This window comes from Sulfitobacter sp. HI0027 (genome assembly GCF_001634775.1).
GTDB lineage: Bacteria > Pseudomonadota > Alphaproteobacteria > Rhodobacterales > Rhodobacteraceae > Sulfitobacter.
The window spans coordinates 1-18,980 of record NZ_LWER01000378.1 but is presented as its reverse complement, the minus strand read 5'-3'; the positions used below and the strand labels follow the sequence as shown (position 1 = coordinate 18,980).

Below are 18,980 nucleotides of genomic sequence, written 5' to 3'. Positions count from 1 at the left end.
AGCCCCCCGCGTTACTCCCAGCAGCTTACCAAGACGGTCATCCCTTGCGCGCGCAGCGTCAGATCGCGCGGCGCGATCGGGCCTGTGGCCCCCTGCGCCTGTTTGCTGCCCAAGCCTGCGTCTTGCGCCGCCTTAAGGATCACACTTCCATCAAGGGCAAAGCTCACGTCTTCGGGCAGTTTGCGGTCCGCCTCGGTCTGGGGAAGCAACATGCCCACCACATGGCCATTCTCGTCAAAGACCGGCCCCCCGGCATCACCGGGCTGGGCGTTGACCGATAGGCGTTTGAGGTTTTCATCCCCGTTCAGCCCCTTGAGGTCCGACAGCGCGCCAAAGGTCAGGGTCGCGGCACTCAGCACCCCTTCGTAGGAGTAGCCCGCGACAGAGATTTCCGATTGCAGACGCGGGGCGCCATTGCTGAATTCGGCCACGGCCAGCGGGGCGAGACGGCTTTCGGGTTTGAGCAGCGCAAGCCCGCGTGCGTCATCGGTGGCGATCACAGTGGCATCGGTATCCGCGTCCAGCGTTACCCGGGAGCAGGAGGCGACAACCTCGCTCGTGGTGACAACTGCACCATTGCCGTCGATGAAAAAGCCACTGCGGGCGATCTTGGGCTGGCGGATTTGCAGACCCGCGACCAGATCAATCGCTTGCGCGTCGCTGTTGCCTGCGGCGGCGTCCAACACGCCGGGCAGGCGGGTCAGGCTTTTGGACATCTCAGCCACCACGCGGCGGCGGCGGTCTTCGTCCCCGGCGGGCCAGATCAGGGTGAACCCTTTGATCTGACCGTTCTCCAGCGAGACCTGCGTCTGGCTGATGATGCTGCCGTTCTCCCCGATCAACTCAAAGGAGTTGCGCTTGCGTTCGCGGGGGCCATCCAAGGGGACGATCTCAAGCGTTTGCATGATGTCATAGAGACCGTAGAGCGTATCTTGGTTGCCGGGCTGGCTGATCAACAGCACCCTTGCGCCGATGTTGCCGCTGGTGTCGTAATGGGCGAAGGGCGGCTCGTAGCGGGCGAATTCGACCTCAGCCGTGGGCATCATAATCTCGATCCCGGCTTTCTCATCGCGCACCATTTGCAGGCCCAAACCATCAAGGACGGCATTATACTGTGCGATCAGCGCGGCACGCTGCCGGGTGGTCAGGACGCCAGTCTCGTCATATCCGTTCGCCGCTTGCCACGCCCCCATAGAGGCGCGGGTGCCCCGGCCAAAGGCACCATCAATCGCGGCGTCGTAAAAACCGGCCCATTGCAGGGCGATTTGCAGGTCTTTGCGCTCTTGCGCCGAGAGGGCGCGTTCCGAACGGCGCGCCTCTGCCGGGGTTTCATCCGGCTCTGGCGGGGTGGGGGCCGGAGCGGTTTCGGCCTCTGCCTCAGCGACTTCAATCTCGCCCTCAGTCTCGCCTTCAATCTCGCCTTCGGTCGTTGTCGCGTCGAGCGGGGTTGTGGTGACGTCTGGGGTGGTGCTGCCCGCTGCGGCTTCCTCTGGCTCACCGCCATCTACGCCTGCGGGGGCGTCGATCACGCCGGTTTCGAGAACGTTGTCGCCCACAGGCCAGAACTGCTGCTGGAAACGGCTGGATTGCTGGATAAAGCTGTCACGCGGCACCAGACCGTCGCGCACATAGCTGCGCAGCACCAGTTCCGCATCTTCGCGCCGGTAGGGGCCCACAGCGATGCCGTACCAACCGCCGCCAAGGGAAAAGCCATTCACGTCATCCAACAGGGTCTCATAGGCGCGTGCGCGGTCGGTGGCTTCGGCCAACGAGGGCTGCGCCTCAATCTGAACCCAAACGATATCCTCCGCCGATTGCGCCCGCGCAAGGCTGGCCCAAGACAGGCTCAGGGCCAAGAAGATCGCCACCGGGGCACGTAGAAATCGCTTCATCGTCACTCAACTCTCGCAAAACCAAATCCGAGCCAGATTACGCCGGAAAGCAGCGCAAATGCCATGGCAAAGGGGGCGAATTTCTCACAAAGCTGCGATTGACCCCCATGGATTGCAGACGTAGGAAAGGCGCGCATCATTAAGGGGCAATCACAATGTCTGACGCGGCGCAGAAACCACGCTCTTTTCAAGAGATCATCCTTGCATTGCAGAGCTATTGGGCGCGGCAGGGCTGCGCAATCTTGCAACCCTATGACATGGAAGTGGGCGCGGGCACCTTTCACCCGGCCACCACGCTGCGTAGTCTCGGCACGCAGCCATGGGCCGCGGCCTATGTTCAGCCCTCGCGCCGCCCCACCGATGGGCGCTATGGCGAAAACCCCAACCGCTTGCAGCATTATTACCAATACCAAGTGCTGATCAAACCCAGCCCGCCCAATCTGCAAGAACTGTACCTTGGTTCGCTCGAAGCCATTGGCATCGACATGGCGCTGCATGACATTCGCTTTGTCGAAGACGACTGGGAAAGCCCGACGCTGGGCGCGTGGGGTCTGGGCTGGGAAGTCTGGTGCGACGGAATGGAAGTGTCCCAGTTCACCTACTTCCAACAGGTTGGCGGCCATGACTGCCACCCTGTCTCGGGCGAGCTGACCTATGGGTTGGAGCGTTTGGCGATGTATGTGCTAGGTGTCGATCACGTAATGGACATGCCCTTTAACAGCCCCGAGGCACCAATTCCGCTGACCTATGGCGATGTGTTCAAACAGACCGAAGAAGAATTCGCGCGCTGGAACTTTGACACCGCCAATACCGAGGTGCTGTTGGATCAGTTCAACGAGGCTGAGGCGCATTGTCAGTTTATCCTCGGACAGCCCGCCGAAGATCCCAAAACCGGGAAACGCATCGTCATGGCGCATCCGGCCTATGACCAATGCATCAAAGCGAGCCACATCTTCAACCTACTCGACGCGCGCGGCGTGATCTCGGTCACTGAGCGGCAGGCCTATATCGGGCGCGTGCGGGCCTTGGCAAAACAATGTGCCGATGCCTTCGTGCAGACCCGCGCGGGCGGCTGGACGCCTGAGGCGGATAGCGCGGCATGAGCGGCAAGATTGTCGGTATCGTGATCCTTGTATCCGCACTGATCGCCGGGGCTGCACTCTATTATTTGCAGATCTATGGATTTTATCACGAGGTGCCTGAGGCCAAGGTCGAACTGGTATCGCTGACCTCGCAAGAGCCGGAAGAGATCGCGGCAGAGAACCTTCAGGCCATCGACGCCGACAGCTCTCCGATCCGGTTCCGTGCCTGCTTTGAGCATGACATCAGCCTCGCCATGGCGACCGAGACTTATGAGATGACCGACCCCACCGATCCGCGCAACGCGCCGGGCTGGTTCGATTGTTTCGACGCCCCCGCCATCGGGGCCGAGATTGAGGCCGGCACCGCGCTGACCTTCCTTGGCGGCAAGAACGTGCACTACGGCGTCGACCGGATCGTGGCGCTGACCGATGACGGGCGTGGCTACATCTGGCATGAGCTGAACGACTGCGGCGAGAAGTCCTATGACGGCACCGTGGTAGGAGAGGCTTGCCCCGAGCGTCCCGCCGACTGATCTTAAACGCAGGCGCCGCCTGTTTGCGCGGAACCTTTTGGCGCTGCCGAACGCTTGTCCCCACATAGAACGGGGGCGAAAATGTCGGAAAAAACACATGAGGGGCTGAAATGGGTGATGCGCGCGGGCTACGGCGCGCGCGGGGTTATCTACACGATCATCGGGGGGCTGGCCCTATTGGCCGCCGTCAAAAGCACCCAAGCCTCGGGCACGAAAGACGCCCTCGCGGCGCTGCGGGATGAGCCATACGGTATTCCGGCACTCATCGCGATCGGCATCGGGCTACTTGCCTATCTGGTCTGGCGCGTGGCTGCGGGCGTGAAGGATGTCGAAGATCACGGGACCGACGCCAAGGGGCTGATCGCGCGGTTGGGGCAAGTCACGACCGGGCTGATCCACGGCGGTATCGGCGTTTCCGTGTTGGCTTTGGCAATGAGCGGCAAGAATTCCGGCGGCAGTTCCGCGCAGGACTGGACGCAAAAGCTGATGGCGATGCCCGCCGGGCGCTATATCGTGGCCGCTGGCGCGCTGATCCTATTGGGCGCAGGCATCTACTATGCCTACAAAGGTTGGAGCGGGAAATATAAGGGCCATCTGGCGCGCACCCAGTTCACCGAAAGCATCGACCCCATCGTGAAGGTTGGCCTGATTATCTATGGCGGTATCTTAGGGTTGGTTGCCTTTTCACTGGGCTATGCGGCGCTGACCGCGAACCCCGCACAGGCCGGCGGTCTGGGCGAGGCGCTGCAAAGCCTGCGCGGCATGGCCTTTGGGCGTTTCCTATTGGGCGGAGCCGGGCTGGGGCTGATTGGCTTTGCGGTCTATAACTTCGTCGAAGCGGGCTATCGGGTGGTGCCGAAATTCTCTGACCCCGATATCCGCACCTTGTTGGATTAAACGCAGGGCGGGGGGCTAGACCCTCCGCTTAGCACTCGTTATCCAAGCCCCCGATGAGACGCCGCCATCGCGGCAAGAATTGGGGGCCGCCCGTGCCAGATCTGCTGATTGAACTTTTCTCCGAAGAAATCCCTGCGCGGATGCAGAAACGCGCGGGAGAAGACCTGCAAAAGCTGGTGACCAACGGTCTGGTCGAAGCCGGTCTGACCTATGGCTCCGCCGCCGTTTTCACCACCCCGCGCCGTCTGACGCTGGCGCTTGGCGATATGCTTGCCGCCAGCCCGCGACAGGTGGAAGAGCGCAAAGGCCCGAAAGCCGACGCGCCTGAGAAAGCCATCGAAGGGTTTTTGCGCGGTGCTGGGTTGACCCGTGATCAATTGGAAGAACGCGACACGCCCAAAGGCAAAGTTTTCTTTGCTAAGATCGAAAAGCCAGGCCGCCCTGCGGCTGAGATCGTGGCCGAGGTGCTGGAACAGACCATCCGCAATTTCCCGTGGCCCAAGTCGATGCGGTGGGGCACGGGGAGCCTCAAATGGGTCCGCCCGCTGCATTCGATCCTTTGCGTCATAAGCGATGAGGCGGGGGCCGAGGTGGTGCCGCTGACCATCGACGGTATCGCTGCTGGCAATACCACGCGCGGGCACCGTTTCCTTGCACCGGCTGAGATCGAAGTCTCGGGGTTCGAGGATTATCAAGACAAACTCTCGCGCGCCTTTGTCGTGCTCGACCCCGCCGCGCGGGCCGACACGATTTGGCATGACGCCACCAACATGGCTTTTGCGGCCGGGTTGGAAGTGGTTGAAGACGCAGGGCTTCTGGCCGAAGTTGCGGGCCTTGTGGAGTATCCCGTCGTGCTGATGGGCCGCATCGGCGCGGATTTCCTCGGCCTGCCGCCCGAAGTGCTGCAAACCTCGATGAAAGAACACCAAAAGTTCTTTTCCGTCCGCAATCCGAAGTCGGGTCAGATCGAGCGTTTCGTCACCGTCGCCAACCGCACCACCGCCGACGATGGCGCGACGATCCTTGCGGGCAACGAAAAAGTGCTCGGCGCACGGCTGTCGGATGCGAAATTCTTTTGGGACAATGACCTGCGCACCGTGACCTCGGGCGCGGGGATGGAGACTTGGGTCAAAGCGCTGGAAAACGTCACCTTCCACAACAAGCTCGGCACCCAGGCCGAGTTGATCGACCGCATGGCGACCCTCTCGCGTGAGCTTGCCCCGCTGGTCGGCGCCGACGCCGATGAGGCCGAGCAGGCCGCGCGGGTGGCCAAGGCCGACCTCAGCTCCGAGATGGTCTATGAGTTCCCCGAGTTGCAGGGCTTGATGGGCAGCTATTACGCACGCAAGGCCGGGCTGTCGGATGCTGTGGCAGACGCGGCGAAAGATCACTACGCGCCACTGGGGCCGTCCGATGACGTGCCGACCGCGCCGGTGTCAATTGCGGTGGCGCTGGCTGAGAAGGTCGACAAGCTGACCGGCTTCTGGGCGATTGATGAGAAGCCGACCGGGAGCAAGGATCCCTTCGCGCTGCGCCGTGCGGCTTTGGGGGTTATTCGGATTTTGGTTGAGAATGACATTCTCGAAAGCCTGACGACGATTATTGATATTTCGTATGCGCTTAGCGTTCGCGCAAGTAGCGGCAGAAACAGCGTGGTTTACTATCTTGCTAAAGCACCCGTCGCGGACGGGGACTCTTGGCACTATGAGTCAATTGGCCATATGTGGAAGGACAACCCTACGGTTGGGGGTACCTTAGGAACGATCCGCAAGGAAAACCTGATAGTCTTGGAAGAAGCCGACGACACGGACGCAGGGGTCCTGCGAACTATATCAAGTGTGAATAGGTTGAATAAAGAACGCCAAGTGGAAAAGCCGGGGTTTGCCGATGTTGGTTCGAACCTTCTCTCCTTCATCCACGACCGCCTCAAAGTCTACCTCCGCGATCAAGGCATCCGCCACGACATCATTGACGCCTGCATCGCCATGGATGGCAGCGACGATCTGACCCTCTTGGTCAAACGCGCCCGCGCCCTGTCGGAGACGCTCAAAACCGACGATGGCGAGAACCTGATCCAAGGATTCAAACGCGCCAACAACATCCTCAGCCAAGCTGAAGAGGCCGATGGCGTGGAATACTCCTTCGGCGCCGATCCGAAGTTTGCCGAGACAGAAGCCGAGAAAGACCTTTTCGCCGCACTCGACAAAGCCGAGGCCAAGATCACCCCGGCGATGGCGGCGCAGGATTTCTCGACCGCGATGGCAGCGATGGCCGAATTGCGCGGACCGATCGATGCCTTTTTTGAGGCGGTTCAGGTCAATGCCGACAACCCCACCGTGCGGCGCAACCGGCTTAATCTGCTGAGCCGCATTCGCACGATCTGTAGCGCCGTGGCGGACTTGACCAAACTGGATGGATGACCGCTGAGGGGGCAAGATCCCTTGCCCCTTCTGCCTCAACCCCTATGCTGCACCGGAACGATTAAGGTGCCGCAGTGCAGAACGATCCCCATACCACGCTGGTGACCCCCACCGCGCCAATTGCCAATGACACCCACGGCGGGCGGGCGAAATGCTTGCAGCGCCTTGTGCGGCTTGAGTTGCCCGTGCCCTCTACCGTGGCGGTTTCCTTTAACGCTGTGCAACAGATCGCGCGCGGGCAGTTGCCTGATATCCAAGCGGTGGTCGATCAATTTCCCAAAGGCGCGCTGCTTTGTGTACGGCCCTCCAGCCAAGACCCTGATTGGGGCGGGCCGGGGGCGGTGTTGAACATCGGGATCAACGATGCGCTCTTTGAAAGCTACGCGGGCACCATCGGCGAAGCCCCGGCAGCGGCGCTTTATTCGCGGTTCGTGCAGTCCTATGCGGTCAATGTTGCCCGCCTTGACCCCGATATGTTCGACGATGTGAACGGCGATGGCCGTGCGGCGCTGATGGAATCACTACGCGCCTATGAGGCCGAGACCGAAGAGCGTTTTCCCCAAGACCCGGCAACGCAATTGGCTGCGGTGTTGCGGTCAATGGCGCGGGCGTGGAACGGCACTTCGGCGCGGTTGCTCCGGCAAGCCAAGGGGGCACCTGCGGATGCGGGGTTGGGGTTGATCGTGCAGGAAATGGCCTTTGGCGTGGGGCAGGGGCAGTGCGGTTCGGGCGTGTTGCAACTGGTCGATAGCGATACTGGCCTGCCGCAAATCACCGGGCGTTACCTCAGCCAAAGCCAAGGCCGTGATGCGCTCGAAGGCGATGCGGCGGCGATGTATCTCACCCGCGATCCGCGTGGGCCGTCGTTGGAAGAGTTGGTGCCCGATGCCTTTGCCGAGTTGAAAGACCACGCGGCGCTGATGCGCAAACGGCTCCGGGCCGAGATGCAGGTCGAGTTCGTGATCGATCAAGGCAAGCTGCATATTCTGGATGGTGTGAAGGTCGCACGGTCCTCCCGTGCGGCGGTGCGGATCGCCGTGGCGCTGGCTGACGAAGGGATCATCAGCCGCGAGGAAGCGCTCATGCGGGTGCAGCCGCGCACGCTGTCGGAACTGCTTCACCGTCAGGTTGACCCAAGCGCCAAACGTGACGTGATCGGGCGCGGCATCGCCGCCAGCCCCGGAGCGGCCACTGGGCGGATTGTCTTTTCGGCCAGCGACGCGCAGGCCAGTGCCGCGCGGGGGGAGCCTTGTATCCTTGTCCGGCGCGAAACCTCGCCCGAAGATATTCGCGGCATGCATGCCGCTGCTGCTGTGTTAACCGAACGCGGCGGCATCACCAGCCATGCGGCGGTGATCGGGCGCGGCATGGGGCTGCCCTGCGTCGTTGGCGCATCGAACATGCGCTTTATCGTGACCCAGCGGCAGATCATCGCCCCCGATGGGCGGGTTTTTGTCGAAGGGGATCAAGTCACCGTTGATGGCTCAACCGGGCAGGTCTTGGCCGGGGCGGCCAAGATGCAAGAGGCCGCGCTGGATGATACCTTCACCCGGCTGATGGGCTGGGCCGAGGATGTGGCCGACATCGGCATTCGCGCCAATGCCGACACCCCCGCCGATGCGCAGACCGCGCGCAATTTCAACGCCCATGGCATCGGGCTCTGCCGCACCGAACATATGTTTTTCGAGCCCGGTCGCCTGACCGTGATGCGCGAAATGATCTTTGCCGAAAGCGGCGAAGACCGCCGCGCCGTGCTGGAACGTCTGCTGCCCATGCAGCGCAAGGATTTTACCCAGTTGTTCCGCATCATGCAGGGGCAGCCAGTGTGCATCCGCTTGTTTGATCCGCCGCTGCATGAATTCTTGCCCTCAGACAAAGCCGGGCAGCGCGAACTGGCCGAGGCGCTTGGCCTTCAGATGTCTGACGTGACGCGGCGCGTGGCGGCGATGACGGAATACAACCCGATGCTGGGCCTGCGCGGCGTGCGGCTCGGGGTGACGGTGCCGGAAATCTACGAAATGCAGGCCCGCGCGATCTTTGAGGCCACAATCGAAGCCAGCCGCGATGGCGAGCCGGTAGTGCCTGAGATCATGATCCCACTGGTCAGCGCCCGGCGCGAGGTGGAATTGGTCAAAGCGAGCGTCGACGCCGTGGCCGCCGCCGTGCGCAGTGAGCGTGATGCGAGCTTCACCTACCGTCTCGGCGTGATGGTAGAGACCCCGCGCGCCTGTTTGCGTGCCGAGGAAATCGCGCCGCATTGTGCCTTTCTCAGTTTCGGGACCAACGATCTGACGCAGATGACCTATGGCCTCTCGCGCGACGACGCGGGGCGCTTCATGTCGAATTACGTCCAACAAGGGGTCTACCCGGAGGATCCCTTCCATGTGCTCGACACCGATGGGGTCGGCGAATTGCTGCAACTTGGGGCGGAAAGGGGGCGTAAAGCCCAGCCCGGAATCACCCTTTCAATCTGTGGGGAGCATGGCGGGAACCCCGAATCCATCGCTTTTTGCCGCGAATCGGGCTTTGACTATGTTTCTTGTTCGCCGTTTCGCGTACCGGTTGCACGTTTGGCTGCGGCCCAGCTCGCCATTGCGCACAAGATCGGGTAGGGGCAGCGGGCTCCAGCCCAACTTATACCATAATTCGGCAAGTTTCTGCACATAATGCCCGGTTGGGTTTACCGCCCGGAACCTTTTGGCTATCCGCCCCGCAGCCCTAACAATGATGCGAGGCGCATGATGCGTTTTATCCGGTCGATCTCTTTTGCTCTTTCCATGGCTCTGTGCAGCAGCCCGCTTGCTGTTCAAGCAAGCTCCGAAAGCGCGAGCGATCTTGCGCAGATTGAAATTCAAGGTCTGAAATCCGCCGGTGCGGCGCGGCTTCAGGAGATGGTCGCGCAGCCCGTGTCGGCCAGCGAGACAGATGTGAAATTCTCGACCGCTTGGGTCGACAGCCAGCCCAAAGCTGAAGGCAACGCCGAGTTGCAGTGCCTTGCCGAAGCGCTTTATTTCGAGGCCCGCGGTGAGACGGTCAAAGGCCAGTTTGCCGTGGCCGAAGTGATCATGAACCGTGTGAAATCGGCCCGCTTTCCCGGCACGCTTTGCGGCGTGATCAATCAGGGGACGGGGCGCAAGTATCAGTGCCAGTTTACCTATACCTGCGACGGCTACAAAGAAGTCATCAATGAGCCGCGCGCCTTTGCCCGTGTCTCCAAAGTGGCGCGTGCGATCATCGACGGCTCCGCGCCCAAGCTGACGGATGGCGCGACCCACTACCACACGACCGCCGTGAACCCCAACTGGGCACGGGTCTATACCAAGACCGCGCGGATCGGTCAGCATCTCTTTTACCGCCACACGTGGAAAACCGCCTCGAACTAAGAGTTCGGGTTCGGATGTGCCTTCGGGTGCTGGCCTGCCGTCGGTGGGCCTGCTAAATGTGCATCGAAGCGCCCCCGACGGGGCCCGATACCCTGATCCGATAGGCGCTGCCGATGTCCGACGACGAAATTCGACTTGCCTTTGCCCACCCTTCTGAGCGGGCAGAGACGATGGCCGGCCCTGAGCCGCGCGACCGTATTTCCCTGCGCGATCATATCGTTGAGGTAGAGATCGGCGCCTTTCAGGCCGAGCGGGATGTCACGCAACGGGTCTGTTTCAACGTGGTGGTCGAGGTGGCGCCCCTGACGGGCGTGGTGGATGACGATGTGGACCGCATCCTGTCCTATGACCGCGTGACCGAGGCCATCGCCGCCGAGCTTGCCGCCGAGCGGCTCAACCTCTTGGAAACGCTGGCCGAACGGGTGGCGGACCGTATCTTGATCGAACCGCAGGCGATGCGGGTTTTCGTGCGGATCGAAAAGCTTGACCGTGGCCCCGGTGCGCTTGGGGTTGAGATCGTGCGGGCGCGGGAGGGCGCTGCCATAGCGCAGGACGCCGCCCAAGAGGCACCGCAGCCGCGCGTGGTCTACCTGTCAAATGCCGCCATTGCCTCTGACCGTTTGACCGGATGGCTCGACCAATTGGAAGCCTCCGCCCAGCCCGTGATCCTTTGCGTTGGCCCCGCTGACATCGCGGCCCCACGGGCCGGAGATGAAAAAGCACAACGCCACATCGACCTTTTGGCGATCGAACAGAACGCTTGGGTGCTCTGGGCGCGCGATCCCCGCTGCGCGGTGGTGGGCAGCCGGACAGAGTTGGACTGGGCCATGAAGAACGGCCAGATCAGCATTTGGGCGCCCGCGCGTATCGTGCTCGATGCGGTGGACGGCCCCGCCGCCCCGCCAAGCGCGGCACCGGCCTTGGCCGCGTGGTTCGCAGAGACCTCTGCCGCCAGCGAGTTGGTGTTGATCGGCGCCGACCGGCCCGAGGGCGCGGCACTTCCGGTGCGGGTGCTTGATGTCGACACTGCGGAGATTGCCTGATGACCTCTTACCACCGTCCCCTGGTTCAGGCCGGTCCCGCGCGGCCCGAAGGCGCGCTGACGCTCGCGGGCGGCTGGGGCTGGTTTACCCATGTTGAGGTGTTGTCGCGGGGGCAGGCGCCGCATGTGATCACGGCAGACGCGCTCCCCGCTACGGCGCGGGCGGCGTTGACCGCGCCACGCCCGGCCATCGCAGGGCTGACTTTCGACCGCCCCCGCGTGATGGGGATTCTCAATGCCACGCCGGACAGTTTCTCAGATGGCGGTCGTCATGCCGATCCGCAGATCGCGGTCGCTGCGGGGGCGGCGATGCGGGCGGCGGGGGTCGACATGCTCGATATCGGCGGCGAATCGACCCGTCCGGGGGCCGAAACGGTGCCCGAGGACGAAGAGATCGCGCGCGTTCGGCCCGTAATCGAAGGGCTGCGCGCTGCTGGACCCGGAGCGATCAGCATCGACACCCGCAAGGCCGCCGTGGCCGAAGCCGCGGTCGCGGCGGGGGCGGATTTGGTCAATGACGTGGCCGGGCTGACCTTTGACCCGGCGCTCGCGCCCTTTTGCGCGGCGCGGAACCTGCCGGTCTGCGTGATGCATGCCCAAGGCGACCCGGCCACGATGCAACGTGACCCGCAGTATGAAAACGTCCTGCTCGACGTCTATGACTATCTGGCGGGGCGGATCACCGCGTTGGAGGCCGAGGGCATCGCGCGGCACAACATCATCGCCGATCCGGGCATCGGCTTTGGCAAGACGCTTGAGCACAACCTCACGCTGCTTGCAAATCTCAGCCTGTTCCACAGCCTCGGCGTGCCGATCTTGCTGGGCGCATCGCGCAAACGCTTCATCGGCACCATAGGCGGCGGCGCGGCTGGGGAAGATCGCGCACCGGGGTCCATCGCGGTCGCGCTGGCGGCGCTGAGCCACGGTGTCCAAGTCTTGCGCGTCCACGACGTGGCGCAGACCATCCAATCTATTTCACTTTACCGCGCGGCACTGACAGGAAAACAGCTATGACAAAACTTTTTGGTACTGATGGCGTGCGCGGCACCGCCAATATTCACCCCATGACCGCCGAAATGGCGCTGCGCATCGGTGCCGCCGTGGGGCGCTATTTCCGGCGTGAGAAAGACACCGTGCACCGTGTGGTCATCGGCAAGGACACACGGCTGTCGGGCTATATGTTCGAAAACGCGCTGACGGCGGGCCTCACCAGCACGGGAATGAACGTCCTGTTGCTCGGGCCGGTGCCGACGCCTGCGGTAGGCCTGCTGACGCGGTCGATGCGGGCTGATCTAGGAGTCATGATCTCGGCCAGTCACAATCCGGCCAGCGACAATGGCATCAAATTCTTTGGGCCGGATGGCTTCAAACTCTCCGATCAGGTCGAACAGGAAATCGAAGCGCTGGTCGCGGAAGGGGTCGCGCCCTCGGAGCCGGATCAGATCGGCCGGGCCAAGCGGATCGACGACAGCCGCTATCGCTATATCGAACGGGTCAAATCCTCTTTCCCGCGGCAGATGCGTCTTGATGGGCTGAAAGTTGTGATCGACTGCGCCCATGGCGCGGCCTACCACGTGGCGCCCATGGCGCTGTGGGAATTGGGTGCGACCGTGATCCCCGTGGGCGTGGCCCCCAATGGGTTCAACATCAACGATGGCTGCGGTTCGACCCAGCCACAATCCGCGGCAGAGGCCGTGGTGGCGAATGGCGCCGATGTGGGCATCTGCCTTGATGGCGATGCAGACCGGGTGATCTTGATCGATCAGAATGGCCGTATCGGGGACGGCGACCAGTTCATGGCGCTGATGGCCGCCCGTTGGGCCGAGGAAGAGCGGCTTGCAGGGAAGGCGCTTGTGGCCACGGTGATGAGCAACCTTGGGCTGGAGCGTTTCCTCGACGACCGCGGTCTGCGGTTGGAGCGCACGAGCGTGGGCGACCGCTATGTGGTGGAACGGATGCGCGAAGGGGGGTTCAACCTCGGCGGGGAGCAGTCGGGTCATATCGTGATGACCGACCACGCGACCACGGGCGACGGACTTATGGCCGGGATGCAGTTTCTGGCTGAGATGGTCCGCTCGGGCAAACCTGCCTCGGAGCTGCTGTACCAATTCGACCCGGTGCCGCAACTGCTGAAAAACGTCCGGTTCTCCGCCGGGCAAACCCCGTTGGAAGAGGCGCAGGTCAAAGCCGCCATCGCGCAGGCCGAGGCCGATCTGGCGCAGGGCGGGCGGTTGTTGATCCGCAAATCGGGCACCGAGCCGCTGGTCCGTGTCATGGCCGAACATGAAGACGCGGCACTGATGGAACGTGCCGTGGACAGCGTGGTTGACGCGGTGAATGCGGCGGTGGGCGGCTAGGCTGTCCTATCCGCGCTGGAACAGCCGTTTCAGCGCGCCGTATTGACTGAGCCCGACCCCCGCAAGGATCAGCGCCATCGCATAGAGCAGCGACATCGGCAGCGGCTCTGACAAGACCAGCGCCCCCAAGAGGACCGACCAGACCGGCACTTGGTAATTGACCAAGGACATAAAGACCGGCCCGGCGGTGCGCACCACATAGACCCGCAAAAAGGCCGCGCCTGCGGTGGGAATCAGCCCGAGAAAGGCCAAGACGGCCACGATCTTGGGGCCGGGCAGGGGCGGCGGGCCTTCGCTGAGAAAAGCGGCAGGCAACATGATGCCTGCACCGATCAGCATAAGGATCGTGGCCAGGCCGATCGGGTCTACCGACGGCAAGCGGCGCATGAGGATCGAGCTGATGGCATAGCACGATGCCGCGCCGACGCAGGCGATACGGCCCGCAGTCTCCATCGCGGCACCCGTGCTTTCAAATGCCTGCCCGCCGATCAATACCACTACGCCGATAAAGCCAATGACAAAACCGCCAACCTTGCGCGGGGTCATACGCTCTCCCGGCAGTAGGAAATGCGCCAAGGGCAGGACGATCAGCGCGACCGAGGCCATGGTCACCCCGGCAAAGCCAGAGGTCACATATTGCTGCCCCCATGCCAGCAGTGAAAACGGCAGGGCCGAACTGATAATGCCGATGGTGGTCAGTGTCGCGATCACGCCCCGCGTTGGGCGGTCGGCGAATAGCGCGAAACCGCGCCCGGCCCATAGCGCCAGCATCACCACCGAGGCAAACCCGATCCGAGAGGCGGCAAGCCAAAAGGGCGTAATGCCCGTAAGCGCAATTTCGATGGCCAGAAAGGTGCCGCCCCAGACAAAGCCCAGAATGGCGATCAGCAGCCAGCTGGTGCGGGTGATCTGAGGCGTGGTGTTCATCGGGGCTCCGGCGTGAAGGCAAAAACCCCGGCGCAAGGCCGGGGTCGATGTCGTCTTGTTTGTAGGTGGAGATGGCTCAGTTCTTGGCCTTGTCCACCATCTTGCCTGCGGAAATCCACGGCATCATCTCACGCAGTTTCGCGCCGACCTGTTCGATGCGGTGCTCGTCGTTGATGCGACGTGTGGCTTTGAACGAAGGCTGGCCGACTGCGTTTTCCTGCATGAAGTCACGCACGAATTTGCCGTTCTGGATGTCCGTCAGCACGTCTTTCATGCGCTTCTTGGTCTCGTCGTAAGGCAGGATGCGCGGGCCGGAGACATACTCGCCATATTCCGCGGTGTTCGAGATCGAGTAGTTCATGTTGGCGATGCCGCCTTCATAGATCAGGTCGACGATCAGCTTCACTTCGTGCAGGCATTCGAAATAGGCCATCTCGGGAGCATAGCCCGCTTCGACCAGCGTCTCAAAGCCCATGCGGATCAGTTCGACCAAGCCACCGCAGAGCACGGCCTGTTCGCCAAAGAGGTCGGTTTCGCATTCTTCACGGAAGTTGGTCTCAATGATGCCCGAACGGCCGCCACCGATGGCAGAGCAATAGGACAGACCGATTTCCAGCGCCTTGCCGGATGCGTCTTTGTCGACGGCCACAAGGCAGGGCACGCCGCCGCCCTTGGTGTATTCGCCGCGCACGGTATGGCCGGGGCCTTTGGGCGCCATCATGATCACGTCGACGCCTTCTTTCGGCTCGATCAGGCCGAAGTGGACGTTCAGACCATGGGCGAATGCGATGGCGGCACCTTCGCGGATGTTGTCATGCACGTATTTCTTATAGGTCTCGGCCTGCAGTTCATCGGGCATTGTGAACATGATCAGGTCGGCCCAAGCAGCCGCTTCGGCGATGCCCATGACCTTGAGGCCTTCGCCTTCGGCCTTGGCGGCGGAGGCAGAGCCTTCGCGCAGGGCGACGACGAGGTTCTTGGCACCGGAATCGCGCAGGTTCAGGGCGTGGGCGTGGCCTTGGGAACCGTAGCCGAGGATGGCTACTTTTTTGTCCTTGATGAGGTTCACGTCGCAATCGCGGTCGTAGTAAACGCGCATGATCTTGTCCTTTGGTTGATCTCTATCTGCGGTTCACCATAGCGATGTTGTGTCTAGTGGCCATTGTCATCGCAGAGGTATTTGTGAAAGAATGAAGATAGTTATTCGTGGTTTCACTGGAAAACGGAAAATTCATGCTTGATGATCTGGATCGCCGTATTCTGCGCTATTGGCAAGCGGAGCCGAGTCTCAGCCCCGGCGAGTTGGCGGAGCGCTGCAATATCACCTCTGGCAAGGCCGCGCGGCGGATTGCGCGTCTGCAGGATCAGGGGATCGTGCAGGGCAGCGGTGTGGTGATCGATTGGGCCGCACTGGGCTATGCGTTGGAAGTGTCCTTGCGGGTGACACTGGACAAGACGCAGGCCAATGCCTTCGACATCTTTCTGGCAGAGGCGCGGCAGGTGCCTGAGGTGATCGAGCTTCAGACGTTTTTGGGCCGGGTCGATCTGCGGCTGTCGATTATTGCGCGGGACATGGCACATTATCAGCAAATCTACCGTAGCCGTATCCTGACCCTGCCGCATATCGCCGAGATTGAGGCGCTGATGCACGTGGCGCGGATTAAGACGCAAGAGGGGCTGCCGTTGTGATTGAGCTTGATGAGATTGACCGGTCGCTGCTGCGCGCATTGGCACGGGATGCCACGCAGAGTGCTAGTGCATTGGGGCGGCGGTTGGGTCTGTCGCAGCCTGCGACATGGCGGCGCATCAGGCGCTTGGAAGAGGGCGGCGCGATTTCGGGTCGGCGGTTGCGGTTGAATGCCGAGGCTTTGGGATTTGGCGTGACCGTTTTTCTGGGCATCAAACTGGCCACGCGGGGCCGGGTGAGTTTGGAGGATTTCGAGCGGGCGGTTTCGGCCATTCCCGAGGTGCAGACGGTGGAGCATGTCTTGGGACTTTTCGACTACCGTCTGCGGGTCGTGGCGCGGGACCTGCCTGACTTCGAGCGTGTGCTGAGGCGGCGGGTCATGACCCTGCCCGGCGCGGGAGAGGTGGAGGCCAATGTGCTTTTGAGCGAGGAGCGTTTGCCAGGGCCGCTTTAGCCGTGAATTGCCTTTTGCGGCGGCGGGCCATATGCCTTTGATCGAAAGATGGAGGAAGAACGATGGCATTGCTCGACACGGTAGACCCAACAGGGCTTGATGAATTCAGCGTGGTCTTTACCGACCGTTCGCTCAACCACATGTCAGCAGAGTTTCAGCAGGTCATGCGCGACCTCTCGGGCTGGCTGGGCGAAGTGTACAACGCCGACGCTGTGGCTCTGGTGCCCGGCGGCGGTACCTATGCGATGGAGGCCGTGGCCCGGCAATTCGCGCGGGGTCAAGACGTGTTGGTGGTGCGTAACGGGTGGTTTTCCTACCGTTGGAGCCAGCTCATTGAGAGCGCCGATCTGACCAAGAGTGCCGAGGTGATGAAGGCCCGGATGCAGGGCAACACCAGCCCCGCGCCCTTTGCGCCCGCGCCGATTGAAGAGGTCACTGCCGCGATCCGCGAGCAGAAGCCGCAGGTCGTGTTTGCCCCGCATGTGGAGACCAGCTCGGGCATGATCCTGCCGGATGACTACATCAAAGAACTGGCTGCGGCGGCGCATGAAGTCGGCGCGCTGATGGTACTTGATTGCATCGCCTCGGGCTGTGTCTGGGTGGATATGAAGGCGCTTGGGGTCGATGTGCTGATCTCGGCCCCGCAGAAAGGGTGGAGCGCCTCGCCTTCCGCTGGGCTGGTGATGATGTCCGCGCGGGCAGAGGCGCGGTTGAATGAGACCACGTCGGACAGTTTCGCCATCGATCTGCGCAAGTGGCGCGACATCATGAAAGCCTATGAGGCGGGGGGGCATGCCTATCATGCGACCATGCCGACGGATGCGCTGCGGCTGTTCCGTGATACAGTGAAAGAGACCCGCGATTATGGGTTCGACCGGTTGAAAGAAGCGCAGTGGCGTTTGGGGGAAGCGGTGCGGCAGGCGCTGGCCGCACGGGGGGTGATTTCGGTTTCTGCTGACGGGTTTGCCGCGCCGGGCGTGGTGGTCGGCTACACCGCCGATCCGGATGTGCAAAACGGCAAGGCCTTTGCCGCTCATGGCATGCAGATTGCAGCGGGCGTGCCGTTGCAGGTGGGAGAGCCGGATGATTTCCGCACCTTCCGTCTTGGGCTATTCGGGCTGGATAAGCTTTATGACGTTGACGCCACCGTGGCACGGTTGACGGCTGTGCTCGACGAGGTTTTGTAAAACAGGCTGCGCCGCGCGTTAGCGGCGCAGGCCCAGCCCCATTTGCATCAGCATCTTGCGCACTTGGGGCAGGGCGTAGAGCGCATTAAGCGCTGCCGCCCGCGCATCGCGGGCCAGTGGGCTGCTGGCTTGGCTGGCCCGGTTCAGCAGGTCAATGCCCCGGACGCGCAGGCTGATGTCTGCGTGGCGGGCCTTGTGGTAGGCTTCTAGCATCTCGGCATCGCCGAGCGATTCGGGCGATTTGCGGGCCAGATCCAACAACGTCGCCAGATCGGTTAGCGACATGTTCAGCCCCTGCGCGCCGATGGGGGGCAGCACATGGGCGGCCTCAGCCACCAATGCCACCCGTTCGGCGGAGAGGCGCTTGGCCTCTTGGCTGATGATCGGCCAAAGCGCGCGGTGGCTGGTGAGGGTCAGCGGCCCGAAGAGGTTGGCTGAGCGTGCCGTTGCCTCGGCCTCAAATGCGGCGGTATCCAGCGTGGCGCGGGCTTGGGTCGCGGGACCGTCGTCCATCCACACCACGGCAGAGCAGGGCATGCCATCGCGGTCAGGCAGCGGGACGAGGGTGAAGGGGCCGCCGGAGCGGTGCACTTCGGTCGAAACATTCTCATGCGGGATGGGGTGCGTCACGCAAAAGGCCAGGGCCTTTTGGCCATAGCGGCGGGTGGTGACCTCAATCCCGGCGGCATCGCGCATTGGGCTGTTTCGCCCATCGGCGGCGATCACCAGTCGCGTTTTGATGCGGCTGCCATCGCTGAGACCGACACGGGCCTCGGAGCTGCGGGTGAAGAGCGTGGTGGTGCCGGTGCCGGGGCGAAAATCGACATTGGGCAGCTCGTTTAGGCGGGTGAGCAGTTCACGGCGCAGCAGCCAATTTGGGAAGTTCCAGCCGAAGGGCATGTCTGAGATATCGGCGGCGTCGAACTCGCGGGTGACGCGGGGGCTCGGGTCATCGCCCCCCGCATCGAGGATTCTCATGATCTGCAGAGGGGCGGCATGGGGGGCGAGGCGGTCCCATAGTCCGGCGTCTTCCAAGAGCAGACGGGCTGGTTGCAGCAGCGCGGTGGAGCGCATGTCGGCCCCTTGGGCGGAGCCATCGGTGACGGGTGGTGTGGGATC

General features: G+C 62.5%; 16 protein-coding genes. 12 read left to right on the top strand and 4 right to left on the bottom strand.

What is annotated here, in order from left to right; all coding sequences use genetic code 11:
• Positions 1 to 11: 11 nt before the first annotated feature.
• A complete protein-coding gene (locus A3722_RS17465; protein WP_067626999.1) occupies positions 12 to 1,892 on the bottom strand; it encodes a serine protease in 1,881 nt (626 codons plus the stop codon).
• Between the two features lie 155 nt (positions 1,893 to 2,047).
• On the opposite strand from A3722_RS17465, the gene A3722_RS17460 reads away from it, so the two are divergent.
• The 9 genes from A3722_RS17460 to glmM all read left to right on the top strand — a co-directional run bounded on the left by A3722_RS17460 (position 2,048) and on the right by glmM (position 13,606).
• Positions 2,048 to 2,995: a glycine--tRNA ligase subunit alpha gene (locus A3722_RS17460; protein WP_067627001.1), complete on the top strand. Its 948-nt coding sequence runs from the start codon at positions 2,048 to 2,050 to the stop codon at positions 2,993 to 2,995.
• A complete protein-coding gene (locus A3722_RS17455) occupies positions 2,992 to 3,507 on the top strand; it encodes a DUF6446 family protein (protein WP_067627003.1) in 516 nt (171 codons plus the stop codon). Before A3722_RS17460 ends, A3722_RS17455 begins: the two co-directional genes overlap by 4 nt.
• Positions 3,508 to 3,588: 81 nt before the next feature.
• Positions 3,589 to 4,404: a DUF1206 domain-containing protein gene (locus A3722_RS17450; protein WP_067627005.1), complete on the top strand. Its 816-nt coding sequence runs from the start codon at positions 3,589 to 3,591 to the stop codon at positions 4,402 to 4,404.
• Positions 4,405 to 4,496: 92 nt separating this feature from the next.
• Positions 4,497 to 6,824, top strand: a complete 2,328-nt coding sequence (gene glyS / locus A3722_RS17445) for a glycine--tRNA ligase subunit beta (RefSeq protein WP_067627007.1) — start codon at positions 4,497 to 4,499, stop codon at positions 6,822 to 6,824.
• A 74-nt stretch (positions 6,825 to 6,898) separates the two neighbouring features.
• Positions 6,899 to 9,436, top strand: coding sequence for a putative PEP-binding protein (locus A3722_RS17440; RefSeq protein WP_067627009.1), 2,538 nt, complete (start codon positions 6,899 to 6,901; stop codon positions 9,434 to 9,436).
• 126 nt (positions 9,437 to 9,562) lie between these two features.
• Entirely contained in the window at positions 9,563 to 10,207 is a 645-nt protein-coding gene (locus A3722_RS17435) for a cell wall hydrolase (RefSeq protein WP_201722067.1), read from the top strand.
• Between the two features lie 113 nt (positions 10,208 to 10,320).
• Positions 10,321 to 11,250 (top strand): dihydroneopterin aldolase, encoded by a 930-nt coding sequence (locus A3722_RS17430; protein WP_067627011.1) that lies wholly within the window; start codon positions 10,321 to 10,323, stop codon positions 11,248 to 11,250.
• A complete protein-coding gene (folP, locus tag A3722_RS17425; protein ID WP_067627013.1) occupies positions 11,250 to 12,263 on the top strand; it encodes a dihydropteroate synthase in 1,014 nt (337 codons plus the stop codon). The genes A3722_RS17430 and folP overlap by 1 nt, the downstream gene beginning before the upstream one ends.
• The gene (gene glmM / locus A3722_RS17420) at positions 12,260 to 13,606 is read left to right on the top strand and encodes a phosphoglucosamine mutase (protein ID WP_067916323.1); all 1,347 of its coding nucleotides are present in this window, start codon (positions 12,260 to 12,262) and stop codon (positions 13,604 to 13,606) included. Before folP ends, glmM begins: the two co-directional genes overlap by 4 nt.
• A gap of 6 nt (positions 13,607 to 13,612) precedes the next feature.
• On the opposite strand, the gene A3722_RS17415 is transcribed toward glmM, so the two are convergent.
• On the bottom strand, positions 13,613 to 14,533 hold the full coding sequence (locus tag A3722_RS17415; protein ID WP_067622698.1) for a DMT family transporter: 921 nt from the start codon (positions 14,531 to 14,533) through the stop codon (positions 13,613 to 13,615).
• Positions 14,534 to 14,609: 76 nt separating this feature from the next.
• Positions 14,610 to 15,632, bottom strand: coding sequence for a ketol-acid reductoisomerase (gene ilvC / locus A3722_RS17410; RefSeq protein ID WP_067622701.1), 1,023 nt, complete (start codon positions 15,630 to 15,632; stop codon positions 14,610 to 14,612).
• 134 nt (positions 15,633 to 15,766) lie between these two features.
• Between ilvC and A3722_RS17405 the strand changes: the two genes are divergently transcribed.
• The 3 genes from A3722_RS17405 to A3722_RS17395 all read left to right on the top strand — a co-directional run bounded on the left by A3722_RS17405 (position 15,767) and on the right by A3722_RS17395 (position 17,861).
• Positions 15,767 to 16,222 carry an Lrp/AsnC family transcriptional regulator gene (locus A3722_RS17405; RefSeq protein WP_067622704.1) on the top strand — a complete coding sequence of 152 codons (456 nt, stop codon included), beginning with the start codon at positions 15,767 to 15,769 and terminating at the stop codon, positions 16,220 to 16,222.
• Positions 16,219 to 16,674 (top strand): Lrp/AsnC family transcriptional regulator, encoded by a 456-nt coding sequence (locus A3722_RS17400; protein ID WP_067622706.1) that lies wholly within the window; start codon positions 16,219 to 16,221, stop codon positions 16,672 to 16,674. The genes A3722_RS17405 and A3722_RS17400 overlap by 4 nt, the downstream gene beginning before the upstream one ends.
• Positions 16,675 to 16,736: 62 nt before the next feature.
• Entirely contained in the window at positions 16,737 to 17,861 is a 1,125-nt protein-coding gene (locus A3722_RS17395; RefSeq protein WP_067622709.1) for an aminotransferase class V-fold PLP-dependent enzyme, read from the top strand.
• Between the two features lie 18 nt (positions 17,862 to 17,879).
• Here the strand turns inward: A3722_RS17395 and A3722_RS17390 are convergent.
• Positions 17,880 to 18,980 (bottom strand): FAD-dependent monooxygenase (locus A3722_RS17390; RefSeq protein ID WP_067916321.1); only part of this gene is annotated, 1,101 nt, incomplete at its 5' end.

Bases quoted from the DNA above. Each gene is read 5' to 3' on its own strand.
- A3722_RS17430 (WP_067627011.1), top strand. From the start codon at position 10,321: ATGTCCGACGACGAAATTCGACTTGCCTTTGCCCACCCTTCTGAGCGG.
- A3722_RS17395 (WP_067622709.1), top strand. From the start codon at position 16,737: ATGGCATTGCTCGACACGGTAGACCCAACAGGGCTTGATGAATTCAGC.
- A3722_RS17435 (WP_201722067.1), top strand. From the start codon at position 9,563: ATGATGCGTTTTATCCGGTCGATCTCTTTTGCTCTTTCCATGGCTCTG.
- A3722_RS17405 (WP_067622704.1), top strand. From the start codon at position 15,767: ATGCTTGATGATCTGGATCGCCGTATTCTGCGCTATTGGCAAGCGGAG.
- ilvC (WP_067622701.1), bottom strand. From the start codon at position 15,632: ATGCGCGTTTACTACGACCGCGATTGCGACGTGAACCTCATCAAGGAC.
- glmM (WP_067916323.1), top strand. From the start codon at position 12,260: ATGACAAAACTTTTTGGTACTGATGGCGTGCGCGGCACCGCCAATATT.
- A3722_RS17465 (WP_067626999.1), bottom strand. From the start codon at position 1,892: ATGAAGCGATTTCTACGTGCCCCGGTGGCGATCTTCTTGGCCCTGAGC.
- A3722_RS17450 (WP_067627005.1), top strand. From the start codon at position 3,589: ATGTCGGAAAAAACACATGAGGGGCTGAAATGGGTGATGCGCGCGGGC.
- A3722_RS17455 (WP_067627003.1), top strand. From the start codon at position 2,992: ATGAGCGGCAAGATTGTCGGTATCGTGATCCTTGTATCCGCACTGATC.
- A3722_RS17415 (WP_067622698.1), bottom strand. From the start codon at position 14,533: ATGAACACCACGCCTCAGATCACCCGCACCAGCTGGCTGCTGATCGCC.
- A3722_RS17460 (WP_067627001.1), top strand. From the start codon at position 2,048: ATGTCTGACGCGGCGCAGAAACCACGCTCTTTTCAAGAGATCATCCTT.
- folP (WP_067627013.1), top strand. From the start codon at position 11,250: ATGACCTCTTACCACCGTCCCCTGGTTCAGGCCGGTCCCGCGCGGCCC.